This window comes from Streptomyces sp. NPDC107498, from assembly GCF_055582805.1.
In genome coordinates this window covers 22,865-35,155 of sequence record NZ_JBVJPE010000013.1, presented here as the reverse complement: position 1 = coordinate 35,155, position 12,291 = coordinate 22,865, and the positions used below count along the sequence as shown (strand labels likewise).

Annotated in this window: 11 protein-coding genes; all 11 read right to left on the bottom strand. The window is 70.2% G+C overall.

The window, feature by feature from the left end; all coding sequences use genetic code 11:
• Positions 1 to 9 precede the first annotated feature (9 nt).
• The 11 genes from ACZ66Z_RS22730 to ACZ66Z_RS22680 all read right to left on the bottom strand — a co-directional run bounded on the left by ACZ66Z_RS22730 (position 10) and on the right by ACZ66Z_RS22680 (position 12,243).
• Positions 10 to 363: a hypothetical protein gene (locus ACZ66Z_RS22730; protein ID WP_469936663.1), complete on the bottom strand. Its 354-nt coding sequence runs from the start codon at positions 361 to 363 to the stop codon at positions 10 to 12.
• A gap of 4 nt (positions 364 to 367) precedes the next feature.
• Positions 368 to 1,624 (bottom strand): ATP-grasp domain-containing protein, encoded by a 1,257-nt coding sequence (locus ACZ66Z_RS22725; RefSeq protein WP_469936661.1) that lies wholly within the window; start codon positions 1,622 to 1,624, stop codon positions 368 to 370.
• Positions 1,621 to 2,925 (bottom strand): MFS transporter, encoded by a 1,305-nt coding sequence (locus ACZ66Z_RS22720; RefSeq protein WP_469936659.1) that lies wholly within the window; start codon positions 2,923 to 2,925, stop codon positions 1,621 to 1,623. Before ACZ66Z_RS22720 ends, ACZ66Z_RS22725 begins: the two co-directional genes overlap by 4 nt.
• Positions 2,926 to 3,022: 97 nt before the next feature.
• Positions 3,023 to 4,249, bottom strand: coding sequence for an ATP-grasp domain-containing protein (locus tag ACZ66Z_RS22715; RefSeq protein WP_469936657.1), 1,227 nt, complete (start codon positions 4,247 to 4,249; stop codon positions 3,023 to 3,025).
• Between the two features lie 17 nt (positions 4,250 to 4,266).
• Positions 4,267 to 5,601: a diaminobutyrate--2-oxoglutarate transaminase gene (locus tag ACZ66Z_RS22710; RefSeq protein ID WP_469936655.1), complete on the bottom strand. Its 1,335-nt coding sequence runs from the start codon at positions 5,599 to 5,601 to the stop codon at positions 4,267 to 4,269.
• A 23-nt stretch (positions 5,602 to 5,624) separates the two neighbouring features.
• Positions 5,625 to 6,950, bottom strand: a complete 1,326-nt coding sequence (locus tag ACZ66Z_RS22705; protein ID WP_469936653.1) for an ATP-grasp domain-containing protein — start codon at positions 6,948 to 6,950, stop codon at positions 5,625 to 5,627.
• Between the two features lie 8 nt (positions 6,951 to 6,958).
• On the bottom strand, positions 6,959 to 8,296 hold the full coding sequence (gene purD, locus ACZ66Z_RS22700; RefSeq protein ID WP_469936651.1) for a phosphoribosylamine--glycine ligase: 1,338 nt from the start codon (positions 8,294 to 8,296) through the stop codon (positions 6,959 to 6,961).
• A 4-nt stretch (positions 8,297 to 8,300) separates the two neighbouring features.
• On the bottom strand, positions 8,301 to 9,428 hold the full coding sequence (locus ACZ66Z_RS22695) for a fatty acid desaturase (RefSeq protein WP_469936649.1): 1,128 nt from the start codon (positions 9,426 to 9,428) through the stop codon (positions 8,301 to 8,303).
• A 29-nt stretch (positions 9,429 to 9,457) separates the two neighbouring features.
• Entirely contained in the window at positions 9,458 to 10,249 is a 792-nt protein-coding gene (locus tag ACZ66Z_RS22690) for a HalD/BesD family halogenase (RefSeq protein ID WP_469936647.1), read from the bottom strand.
• Between the two features lie 61 nt (positions 10,250 to 10,310).
• Positions 10,311 to 11,144: a methyltransferase gene (locus ACZ66Z_RS22685; protein WP_469936645.1), complete on the bottom strand. Its 834-nt coding sequence runs from the start codon at positions 11,142 to 11,144 to the stop codon at positions 10,311 to 10,313.
• Between the two features lie 676 nt (positions 11,145 to 11,820).
• Positions 11,821 to 12,243: an organic hydroperoxide resistance protein gene (locus ACZ66Z_RS22680; RefSeq protein WP_086831271.1), complete on the bottom strand. Its 423-nt coding sequence runs from the start codon at positions 12,241 to 12,243 to the stop codon at positions 11,821 to 11,823.
• Positions 12,244 to 12,291 lie beyond the last annotated feature (48 nt).

Genomic DNA, 12,291 nt, shown 5'->3' with positions numbered 1-12,291 from the left:
TCCTGTCGTTCATGAAGCGTCGGCTCGGCTCGTCCCTGGCCGTGCCGCCGTGCCGGCTTCACTCGGGGTGAGGGCGGCGCCCAGGGAGGCGAACTCGGCGGCCAGATCGGCCGGGCAGTCGGCCAGGAGACCGGCCACAGAGTCCCACACCACCCGGGCCGCCCTGACCAGCAAGTCGTCCCGCGGCGGCGTCAGGTAGTGCTGGAAGCCGAGCATTTCGAGCGGCGCCGCGACCGCGACCAGCACGTGGTCGGGCAGCTCGATCAGCCAGCCGTCGAACCGGTCCGCCTCCACGATGCGGCCGACGGTGGCGCGCAGCGAAACCATGTCGACGGCCTCCGCCTCGCGCGTGCGTCGCACCACGGCGTCAGACCTCGTCCGTGTAGCGGATCGGGGTGTAGCCGGCCAGCTTCTCGAAGTCCCGGTAGAGGGTGTCGTAGTCCTTGTTGCGGACGAGGAAGGTGCCGCCGTTGTCGATGAGCGAGGCGCCCTGCTTGATCTCCTCGCCGACCTCGACCTTCCACTTCATGGTGAAGTCGCTCTCGACGTCGGGGTCCACGAGCCGGGCCACGACGCCGGGTCGCTTGGGGATCACCGCGTCGAAGCAGTAGGTCTGCTCCTGGTCCCACGGGTGGCTGGCCAGTCCCGCCTCGATCTCGAAGGCCAGGTTGAGCAGCGCGACCGCGTAGTTCTCCTGCATGGCGGCGAGTCCGGCCAGGCCCTTGAAGCGGGCGCCGACCTCCAGGAAGACCAGCTCGTCGTCCTTGGTGTGGAAGAGCTCCAGGTGGCTGCCGCCGTCCAGCCGGCCGAGGGCGTCCAGGACGGTCTCGGTGAAGGCCACCATGCGGTCGACGCGGGGGTCGGAGTCGATCAGGTTGATGTCGGCGTTGACCCGGCCCTTCTGCACCTCGGTGGAGTTGACCAGGTACTCGGTGACCCCGCGGAAGACGGTTCTGCCGTTCTGCGTCACCAGGTTGACGCTGTACATGGTGCCGTCGATGTGCTCCTCGTACTCGTAGGAGCGTCCGAGGTCCTTCGGCAGGGCGAAGAACTCCTCCCTGGTGAAGACCTTGTACACACCGTCGGCGGAGGCCGCGTCGACCGGCTTGAGCACGAAGGGCATGCCGACCTCGGTGACGATCCGGTCCAGGTAGGCCGCCGGGTCCGCGGCGCAGGCGTCGGCGTCGAACCGGCCGAACCGGGGCACGCGCAGCCCGGTGTCGGCCAGCCGCTCCTTCATCAGGCACTTGTCGCGGTAGGGCAGCAGCTCGTCGTAGGTCGGGCCGGGCAGGCCCAGTTCCTCGCGCAGCTCGCCGGTCAGCAGCAGGTTCCGCTCGTCGAAGCAGTGCAGGGTGAGTTCACCGGGACCGCACTCCGCGGCGAGCTCGCGCACGATGGACCGTACGGACGCCGGGTCGGTGATCGACGACTCGGTGTACGAGGGGTTGTCGAGGCCACAGGGCACCACGTGGATCCGGTGGAAGTACTCCCGCTCCTCCTGCGAGACGTTGGCACTGTCCTGCTCGGAGAAGATGCCGACGAACCGGACCTGGTCCGGCTCCACCAGCAGGTCGTGGCGGAACACCCCGAAGCCCCGGGTCGAAATCACGACGACCGTCTTCATGCGCTTTCTCCTGTCATCGTCCTGGTCTCGTCGGACGGCCCGGTGGTTCCGGCCGTCTCGGACGTCTTGTTCCTCGTCCGCTTCTCCAGGGCGAGGAGCAGCGGGACGGCCAGCAGGCTCAGCGTGGCGAGGAAGACCATCGGCAGCACCTCCCCCCGGGCGAGGAGGAAGGTGAGCAGTCCCGGCGCGACGACTTCGCCGACCGTCCAGGACAGCTGGTACGTGGCCAGGTAGCGGCCGCGTATGGTGCTGGGGGCCATCGACACGCTCAGGGTGTCGAGGGCGGGGAAGGCGATCACCTCGGCGAGGGTGAAGACGCCCATCGCGAGGAAGAGCCCCACGTAGGTCACCAGGTCCGACGTCACGTAGAGGACGGCGAAGAGGAGGAACGCGGCGGTGTTGAGCACCGCGGCCAGCATCACGGCGCGGGTCATCCGGGACGACTCGGCCTTGCGGGCGACCAGGGTCTGGGTGAGGGAGACCTGGATCGCGTTGACCACGATCAGCGTGCCCGCGGTCCAGGCGGGCATCTCCAGCGCGTCGACGATGTAGATCGCCAGCAGCACCTTGATGAGCATCTGGGCGAACACCATGGTGGCGTTGACGCCGATGAGCAGCGTGTACGAGAGGTCCCGCAGGACCGTCCGGTAGCCGGCCGGGGGCTGCTCCGGCGGGGCGCTCCGCTCCTCCGGGGCCGCGTCGAGGATCACGTCGGCGGTCGCCCGGGAGGTCTCGCGAGGGGGCTCGGGGGGCGCGGGCCGCCAGGTGAAGAGCAGGACGGCCGCGAGGACGTAACTCACCGCGTTGCCCATGACGATGGCGTGGAGCGCGGTCCCCTCCCCCAGCGTGAAGGCGAAGGCGGCGAGCGCGCCGCCGATGCCCATCGCCGTGTTGCGCAGGGCGGTCATGAAGCCGAACCAGGTGGTGCGCCGGTCCTCGGGGGCGGCGAGTACCACCAGGCCGCTGCTGGACGTCCAGTACGTGGTGTGGCCCACCTGGACGAGGAAGGCCACGACCACGATCTGCCACACCGAGTGCGCCAGGAGGAAGCCGAGGTAGCCGAGGACCGAGACCAGGTTGCCCCAGGCCGCCGTGCGCCGGGCGGTGAACCGGTCGATCAGCGGGCCCACGACCATGGACGTCGGCAGGGCGAGGAGCCGTGCCAGGGTCATGGCGGCGCCGATCGCGGCCAGGGACACGGAGGTGGTCCGGGCGAAGTACACGACCGTGAACGCCAGGATCAGTCCGGTGCCGAGGCTGTCGATCAGACTCGCGGAGACGAACTTGCCGTGCCCCTTCAACCGTGGGATGCCGAGTTTCCGGCCTAGCGAATCGGGTTCGACGGTGGTTGCCACTTCCGGCTCTCTCTCGCTTCGGTTCCTGCCTGAGGGGTCCGGCTCAGCCCTGTTCGGGCCGGGTGACCACGCGGATCCGGTCGAGGATGCCGTCGATCCGCTCGATGGCGGCCGCGGTGTCCTCGGCGGTGACCAGGACCTGGACGTGGCGGCCGTAGTTGTCGTGCATCGGGCTGATCACGTCGCCGGGCTCGACGTACACGTCGACGCCGAAGACGCCGGGCAGCGCGCGGACCTCTTCGACGCCCTCGACGGACTCGACGACGCCGGGCCGGCCGTTGACCCACTTCGTCGCGGCGCCGAGGACCGCCTGCGGCCGCTCGAACAGCTCGGTGACCAGGCGGAACGGCCAGCCGGCCGCGTACTGCTCCATGTCGACGCCGTGCGTGACGGCCATGAAGTCGAGCAGTCGGTCGCCGGCCACCCGGTCGTGGCCCTCGATGATCCGCGGGCCCTTGGACGACAGCTTGACCTCGGTGTGGCCGACGCCGTCCTTGAGGCCGATGGCCGTCAGGAAGCCGACGACGTGGTCCACGATGGTCCGCTCGTCCTCCGGGTCGAGGATCGCCGGCAGCGCGTGGCCCATCTCCACGACGCCGTCGGCGAACTTGCCGGTGACGGAGACGACGATGTGGCGGCCCGCGAAGGAGAAGGACTCGACGCTGTACTCGACGCCGTCGATGTACTCCTCGGCGATGAAGGAGGTGACGGGGTAGAAGGTGGCCATCGGCAGGTCGTCGCGGTTGCGGAGCCCGGCCAGGTCCGCCCATGCGGCGTCGGCCTCGTCCGCGTTCTCGATGACCGCGATGCCGCGGCTCGCGGTTCCGTCGAGCGGCTTGACGATGACCGGGTAGCCGTGGCGGGTGCCGAACTCCCGGATGTCCTCGGCGCTCTTCACCTCGGCGCAGCCCACCGACTCGAAGCCGGTCTGGTGGAGCCACTCGCGCATCCGGAGCTTGTCGTGCAGGCGGTTCGCCACCTCGTAGGAGGTGCCGGTCAGGCCGAGGCGGTCGTTGAGCCGGCCGGCCAGTTCGGTGGCCTGCTCCACCAGGGTCATGACGGCCGTGAAGCCGTACGCCTCGTGGGCGGCGCGGACGATCGGCCAGGTCACGTCCCAGTCGAGGTAGTCCACCAGCAACAGCGCGTCGGCCGCCTCGGCCTGGCCGGGCAGCAGCCGCTCCTTGTGCTGGAGGAGGACGACCCGCAGGCCGAGGGCCTTCGCCTTCTCGATGGCCTGCAGCCGCCCGCCGATGATCAGGATGGTGTTCATGCTGGTTCCTCCGGTGGTCATGCGGTGGCGGGGGTCGACGGGGCGGGGGCGGACCCCGCGGTGGCCCGCCGGTCGTCCTGGACCTCGTCGTAGAGGGCCTCGACGATGACGTCGAGTCCGGCCGTCAGGCTCTCGTCGGACAGGGTCAGCGGCGGGAGGATCTTGATGACCTCGCTGTCGCGGCCGCAGGTCTCCACGATCAGCCCGCGCTCGAAGCAGCGGCGGGACACCTTGGCGCCGGAGATGCCGGCGGCGCTCACGTCGATGCCCCGGATCAGCCCCAGGCCCCGGACGGAGGCGGCGAAGCGGGCGGTCACGTGCTCCGCCAGGTAGGCCTCGACCAGGTCGCCCTTGCGGCGCACCTCGGCGCCGAACGCCTCGCCCGCGCCGTCCGCCCAGTGGGTGCGAACGGCCTCGGCGGCGGCGACGAACGCGAGCTGGTTGCCCCGGAAGGTGCCGTTGTGCTGGCCCGGCTTCCACACGTCGTACTCGGGCTTGACCAGCAGCAGCGCCATGGGCAGTCCGTATCCGCTGATCGACTTGGAGAGGGTGATCAGGTCCGGACGGATGCCCGCGCGCTCGAAGGAGAAGAAGGTGCCGGTGCGGCCGCAGCCGACCTGGATGTCGTCGACGATCAGCAGCACGCCGTGGGTGTCGCACCAGGTCCGCAGGCCGACGAGGAACTCGGTGGGCGCCACGTACACCCCGCCCTCGCACTGCACCGTCTCGATGATGACGGCGGCCGGCTTCTCGACGCCCGAGCTGCTGTCGGACACGAGCCGGTCGAGCAGGTCGAGCGAGTCGAACGGGCCCATCGGGGAGTCGGGGAAGGGGATGTGGGTGGTCTTCGGCAGGGTGGCGTGCAGGCCTGCCTTGTAGAAGTCCGAGCCGACCGCGGCCAGCGCACCGGTGCTCATGCCGTGGAAGCCGCCGCCGAACGCGACGACGTTGGTGCGCCCGGTGACGAGCCGGGCCACCTTGAGGGCCGCCTCCACCGCGTTGGTCCCGGACGGGCTGCAGAACTGCACCCGGTGGTCGAGGCCGCGCGGCGCGAGGATGTGCTCCTGGAAGGTCTCCAGGAAGTCCTGCTTGGCCGGGGTCGCCAGGTCCAGACCGTGGGTGAGACCGTCACGCTCGATGTAGTCGATCAGCGCGCGCTTGGCGAACTCGGGGTTGTGGCCGTAGTTCAGCGCGCCGGCCCCGGCCAGGAAGTCGAGGTACCGGGTGCCGTCCGCGCCGGTCACGAACTCGCGCCGGGCGGTCGTGAAGGTGGCGGGGAAGGACCGGGAGTACGAGCGGACCGCCGACTCCCGGCTGTCGAACACGGCGGCGGGGCCGCTGTCCTGCGTCATGACTGCCTCTTCGTGCGTTCGGGTCACCGCGGGCCTCCGGTCGGCGACGAGGCCGGGAGGTCCCGGCCGATGTGGCGGGAGTGGGCGACGGCGTTGCCCGGGTGGTCGCCCAGGGGCTCGCCGTTGACGACGACCTCGCGGCGCGCCTGGAGGCCGCGCCGGTGCGCCTCGGACGCCGTGTCGCCGGTGACGATGAACATGCCGACGGCATCGAGCTGGTCGGCGCGGCCGCTGAGCTTCTCGCCGCCGGTCTTGGTGGCGCGGGCCGCCAGGGTGTCGGCGGGGAACTCGATCGACCGGAACTCGGTGGTCCCGGGGCGCGGCATCACGAGCATCTCGACGGCGAACCGGTGCGGGCGCCCGGTGAAGGAGAGGTCGGGCCGGATGCCGCAGCCGATGTCGACGAGCACGTCGCCGAAGTCGATCCCGTAGGCCGCTCCGGTGGAGACCGGGGCGGCGAATCCCGCGCCACGGGCGTTGAAGTCGATCAGTTCGGCGGTCCCGTCCTCCGTCACCATGAACTCCAGGTGCGTGGGGCCGTGGTGGAAGCCGAGGGCCTCGTGCACGGCGCGCGAGATTTCGACGATCCGGTCCTGGTGGGGGTGGTGGTAGGGCAGCTGCATGCCCTGTTCGACGACCGGGTCGGAGGCGAGCACGTAGCGGCCGGTGAGGTTGACGAAGCCGACCTCGCCGCGGTGCACCATCGACTCGACGGAGAGGAGCTCGCCCTCCGCCCGCTCCTCCAGGACGAAGGCGCCGTGGGCCCGGATGTAGTCCCGCATCAACGGGTTGACGACCTCGGTCCGCTCCACCGTCTCCATCGCCGCGCGCAGTTCCTCGGGCGTGGACACCTCGAAGCACAGGGCACTGCCGGTGCCGTTGGCCGGCTTGAGGACGGCCGGCCGGTCGAAGTTCCAGGTCTCCCAGGCGAGCGCCTCGTCGAGCGGGGCGGTCCGCAGGGCGGTGAGGCCGGCCTCCTGGAGCCGGGCGCGGACGTGTGCCTTGTCGAGGATGCCGCGCAGGGTCGCGGGGTCGGTCGTCGGCAGTCCGGCGAGCTCGCGGAGGGCCGCCTGGTGGGGCAGCGCTCCCTCGAACATGCTGTGGGTGCCGACGACCTCGTAGCGGTTGGTGAGGTACTTCAGGAGCGGCTCGACGGTGGTGGGGTTCGTCCAGGAGGCGACCTGGACGTACTCGTCGACCAGCCCGTCGGGCACGGTGAACGGGCCCTCGGAGCACAGCGGGTTGCGGTTGAGGGCGACGATCTCGAAACCGCGGGCCTTGGCGGCCTGCGCGGTGACGAGCATCGCGTTCATCATCTCGAAGAGGACGAAGGCTCTCCTGCGGGGCATCGGGGTGCTCACTTCCCTGCCGGAACCGCGACGGCCCCGATGTCGGTCCGGTAGCGCATGCCGGGGAAGCCGACGCGCTCGATCTGGCCGTAGGCGCGGGCGCGCGCCTCCTCGGGGGTGATGCCGGCGCCGACCACGTGGAGCACCCGGCCGCCGGTGGTGCGCGGGACGCCGGCCCTGTCGAGCCGGACGTTCGCGCAGAAGACGACGGCCTCGGCGGGGTCGACGCGGTCGAGGCCGCTCACCGCCTGGCCGACGGTGAAGGGGCCGAACGGCCAGCCGGCCGGGGCGTCCGGGGGTCCCGGGTCGACGCTGCCCTGGACGAGCGCGACCGAGCAGCGGGCCCGGCCGTCGGTCTCCAGCCGGTGCCCGCCCAGCTCGCGGGCGAGCACCGCCTCGCACAGGGCGGTGAAGTCGCTGGTAACGCCGGGCAGGACGACCTCCGCCTCGGAGTCGCCGAAGCGGGTGTTGATCTCGATGACGACGGGGCCGCGCGGGGTGAGCATGGCGCCGATGTACACGAACCCGGTGAAGTCCAGTCCCTCCGCCCTCAGGCCGCGTACCAGCGGGTCGACCAGCGTGGACCGGAGTTCCTCGCGCAGCTCGGGGCTGTCGTCCGGGTGCGGCGCGACGGAGCCCATGCCGTCGCAGTTCTTGCCGGCGTCGTTCTCCAGGGTGCGCTTGTAGTCGAGGCCGGTGGGGAACAGCAGGGCGCTGTCCCCGTCGAGCAGCGCGAACACCGAGATCTCGGAACCGGTCAGGCGTTCCTCGACGACCAGCCGCAGTCCTTCGCCGCACTCGCGGGCGAACCGGTCGACGGCCGCCTCCGCCTCGGCCGTCGAGTCGCAGACCACCGAGCCGTCGCCGTCGGGGGTCAGCCCGTCGGTCTTGACGACGCAGCGGTACGGGAGGGCCCGCACGTACTCCTTGGCCTTCTCGGCGTCGGTGAAGACCTCGAACCCGGGCACGGGGATGCCGTGGTGGGCGCAGAACTCCTTGCCGCGGGTCTTGCTCGACTCCAGGGCCGCCGCGGCCCTCGTCGGGCCGATGACCCGGTGTCCGGCGCGGCGCAGTTCGTCGACGTACCCCAGGGACAGGGCGTCGATGTTCGAGACGAAGACGAAGGAGACGGGGTGGCGTTCCAGGAACGACAGGGCGCTGGCCGGGTCGGTCAGCGAGACCGACGGGGCGGACACGATGCGCGGGTGGTCGATCACGTCGCAGCCGGGCCCGTAGTAGACGGTCACGTCCGGGTCGGTGCGCGTGAACAAATCGCAGATCGCGTGGCCGCGTCCGGTGCTGTCGACGACGAGGATCTTCTTCATGGACCTTGCTCGTGTGGTCACGGACTCACCTCGCCGTCGACGGGGTGAGCGGAGCGGACGGCACGGCGGTCCAGTCACGGACGCTGTTGCCGACGTAGACGTGGGTGAGCAGGCCGCCCCACGCTTCGTAGTAGCGGTCGGCGTTGCCCTGCGCGAGGTCGTCGTTGCGGACCCAGGAGGAGTTCGCCCAGTCACACTTGGGCCGGACGTGGTGCAGGTCGTGCTGCACGGTGTCGCCGACGAGGATGCACATGCGGTACGGGGCGTAGAGCAGCGTCATCCGCAGCCACCAGCCGGTCCAGGCAGCGAGCCGGCCGGCCGCGCCCAGCGAGGCGGTGTCCGGGACGGGCTCCCCGCAGAACCGGCCGAAGGTCAACTCGTCGCGCTGCGCCTTGGTGAGGCGCTCGGCGTTGCCGTGGATCCACCAGCGGTGCTCGCTGAGCGTGTACAGCAGGGTCTGGTTCTGGAAGAAGAACGTCAGCGGGACGAACCAGAGCAGCAGCCACTGGACCCACCAGCCGGTGACCGCCAGCAGGGCGACGGTCACGGCCAGGAAGCCGTACGCCATCGCCATCCGGTACAGCGGGGAACGGCTCAGGAAGTTGGCCCGGATCCGGCTGAACAGGAAGGACCGGTGGTGACGGGGCGAGACCAGCGCGCGCAGCAGGTAGCCGCGGAACTCCTTGCGGGTCATGCCCGGCCGGGCGCCGGTGCTCTGCAGGTACAGCGTGTCGCCGTCCTTGAGGGAGCAGGGGAAGGCGTGGTGGGTGAGGTGCTCGTCGCGGTTGCCGTCGAAGGGCGGCCGCCACAGCAGGGTGGTGATCAGCTCGCTGACGACCCGGTTGCCCTGCTTGGAGGCGGTGAACATCCGGTGCAGCGTCTGGTGGACGACGACGACGTCCAGCCGCCGCATGCCGCCGGCCGTGACGGGCCAGCTGAGCAGCAGCACCGGGACGAGGACGTACCAGGGCCGGGTCAGGGCCCAGGCGCCGGCGGCGACGGAGACGGCGGTCTGCACCGCGCCGGCGATCAGGGCCAGGGTGGGGCGCCACATGACCCGGGGCGCGGTGCCGGCCAGGGGCACGCCGGTCACCCAGGTCAGGAAGGGCTGTACGAGGCGCGGCAGGCCGCGCATCGTCTCGCGTGGTTGCATCGTTGGCTCCTCGGTGGGCGACCGGGGCGTCAGCCGGCGTCGCGCGGATCGCGGACGCCGCCGAACAGGGCGTCGTTGGTCTCGTGCGTCATGGGGCGGCTGAGGTCGTCCTCGCTGGCCAGCGTCATGTTGACGATCGTGCGGCGGCCGTCGCCGCGGATCGGGTACACGCGGTGCATGGTGGTGTTCGTCTTCACGACGTACGCGTCGCCGGGCTCCAGCGCGTAGGAGCGGACCTGGCTGCTGATCAGCGCGCCGTGGACGTCGGGGTTCTCCTTGTCCCAGGAGGTGTTCGCGACCGCCTGGACGAAGCCGCCCTCGGTGTAGTGCGGGGCCTCGAGGACCAGGATGATGCCGTAGGTGTAGTCGTCCCAGTGCCAGCCGTGGGTGTCGCCCGACTTCAGCAGGCGGCTGATGACGTAGTGCTCGCCGGCGTACGGACAGGTGTGGACCTTCTCGCCGACGACGCGGGAGACGAGGTCCAGGACCCGGGGGGAGAAGTAGAACGCGTCGATCAACGGGCCCTCGTCCTTGATGACGGGCTGGCCGACGGTGGTCATGCTGCGCGGGGTGTTGTCCGTGATCTCGAAGGTGAGATCGTGGCTGACACCGTGCCGGTCCATGATGCCGAACGCCTCGTCCCGGATCGGACCGAAGAGTTCCGGCGGGAGCAGTCCGCGCAGCGGCACGATGTGTTCCGCGGCGAATTTCTCGCGTATTCCGGCCGTCACCGCGGCGTCGAAATTCTTCGCGAAGTGGCGTTCGAGCAGGCCGTCCACCTCTTCCGCAGCCACCTGCGCCACACTTCCGTCGATCGTCATGCGTTCCCCCTCGTCGATTTTTGCGTGCGTTTTCGTGCGTTTTCGGTGCCGTGCAGGGTGATCAGAGTCCGGCGGACACAAGCGGACGCGTGAATTCCAGCGCGTGGACCAGGAAGCGCTCGCCCTCGAATTCCGCACGGCCGTCGGCCCGCAGCTTCTCGAGGTGACCGAGCATGATGTCCTTGTGCTCCGCGTAGCTTTCCAGCGGAATGTCCATTTCGCAGACCTCGATGGTGCGGACCTCGTAGCCCTTGGCGCACATCTCGGAAACCGTGCGGGCCACGTCGGCCAGCGAGGAATGGGCCATGACCAGTCGGCCGCCGGGCACGAGCAGGTCGTCGATCCGGGCGACGACGGCGTCGTACATGCCCCGGCCCTCGCGGCCGGCGACCAGGGCCGTCTCCAGTCCGCTGTCGGTGGAGTAGCGCGGGTCGTACGGCAGGTGCGGCGGGTTCGTCACGACGAGGTCGGCCTTCTCCACCGGCGCGAAGCCGGCGAGGTCGGCGGTGACGCAGGACACGCGATTGACGTCGAGACCGTTGCGGGCGACGTTGGCCAGGGTGTCCCCGGCGGCGGCGGCGTTGACGTCCATGGCCGTGACGTGCGAGGCGCCGCCCGCCAGCAGGGCGACCGTGTAGAGGCCGGAACCGCAGCCCAGGTCGAAGGCGGTGAGGCCGCGCGGGTCGGGCGCGCTCGGGTGGTTGAGGGCGGCGACCAGGCTCAGGCCGCAGTCGGTGGGGAAGAGCACCTCGGCGGGGTCCTCGACCTCGATGCGCAGCGGTCGACCGCGGTACTCGAAGACTCCGTAGGCGGGGCGGGCGACCCAGAGGGTCCCCTTCCCTCCGACGGGCAGGGATCGTTTCTCGACCGGCGCCGTGATCGGGGCAGCACTCATCGCAGCCTGAACCTTTCGGTGGGGTGGGCAGGGCGGAAGCAGGGCTCGGGCGGAACGGACTCGGAAGGGGGCCCGAACGCGCCGAAATGGGCCTAATACCCTCGGGAAATTCCGGAAGAAGGCATGGCGAACGCGCACGCGTCGAACAACGGGGAACCGCCGGAACGGAAAGCGGGCGCGTCAGTCGGTACTCACCGGAGAGCAGCGGAAGAAGGCACGGCCCCGGGAGAACGGGCCGGCGGGAACGGGCTAGATGGCCCGCACCGTCAGAACATGGACCGAGACGCTGCGGGGACGCCGTGGAACCGGCGGGCGCGAACTCGGTCGGGACGGTGGTGGAGGTGGGGGGTTGACGTGCTCAAAGTGACTGCCTCCGGACGAGGGGTGAACCGGAATTGCTGCTTACGGACGCGGATGGCGCCGTACGGGGCGGCCCAGGGTGGTGATGCGCCGGTGAGCGCGGAGTCGTACTGGTTTTTGAGCCGTCGCAGAAACTAGTGATCGCGAAAGGAGTACGTCAACCCTCGGTATTCATATTCTTCAAGTCGATGCTCGGCGATACTGCCGTTGGCATATGCAGAAGTGGCTGGACCTGCGCATATGCCGAGAGGGCCGCCCCCGGTCGACCGGGGGCGGCCCTCTCAGGACCTGTGGGCCGAAGGCCCTGGGGTCGGACTCAGACGGCGAGCTCGACCGTGATGTTGCCGCGGGTCGCCTTGGAGTACGGGCAGACCTGGTGGGCCTTCTCGATCAGGCTCTTGGCGGTCTCGGCGTCCACGTTCGGGATGGTCGCCGAGATCTTGACGATGATGCCGAAGCCGTCGTCGTTCTTGCCGATGCCGACCTCGGCGGTGACCGTCGAGCCGGAGACGTCGGCGTTCTCGTTGCGGGCGACGACGCCGAGCGCGCCCTGGAAGCAGGCGCTGTAGCCGGCCGCGAAGAGCTGCTCGGGGTTGGTGCCCGCGCCGGAACCGCCCATGGCCTTGGGCGGGTTCACGACGACGTCGAGCTGACCGTCGTCGGTGGCGACGCGCCCGTCACGGCCGTTCTCGGCGGTGGCGACGGCAGTGTAGAGGACATCGGACTGCTGGATCGACATGCTGGTGTCTTCCTTGTTCGTTCCGCCGACGACTCGCGCCCACGATCG

Excerpts from the sequence above, each read along its gene's own strand:
- ACZ66Z_RS22680 (WP_086831271.1), bottom strand. The coding sequence starts at position 12,243 with ATGTCGATCCAGCAGTCCGATGTCCTCTACACTGCCGTCGCCACCGCC.
- ACZ66Z_RS22685 (WP_469936645.1), bottom strand. The coding sequence starts at position 11,144 with ATGAGTGCTGCCCCGATCACGGCGCCGGTCGAGAAACGATCCCTGCCC.
- ACZ66Z_RS22715 (WP_469936657.1), bottom strand. The coding sequence starts at position 4,249 with ATGAACACCATCCTGATCATCGGCGGGCGGCTGCAGGCCATCGAGAAG.
- ACZ66Z_RS22695 (WP_469936649.1), bottom strand. The coding sequence starts at position 9,428 with ATGCAACCACGCGAGACGATGCGCGGCCTGCCGCGCCTCGTACAGCCC.
- ACZ66Z_RS22710 (WP_469936655.1), bottom strand. The coding sequence starts at position 5,601 with ATGACGCAGGACAGCGGCCCCGCCGCCGTGTTCGACAGCCGGGAGTCG.
- ACZ66Z_RS22725 (WP_469936661.1), bottom strand. The coding sequence starts at position 1,624 with ATGAAGACGGTCGTCGTGATTTCGACCCGGGGCTTCGGGGTGTTCCGC.
- ACZ66Z_RS22705 (WP_469936653.1), bottom strand. The coding sequence starts at position 6,950 with ATGCCCCGCAGGAGAGCCTTCGTCCTCTTCGAGATGATGAACGCGATG.
- ACZ66Z_RS22690 (WP_469936647.1), bottom strand. The coding sequence starts at position 10,249 with ATGACGATCGACGGAAGTGTGGCGCAGGTGGCTGCGGAAGAGGTGGAC.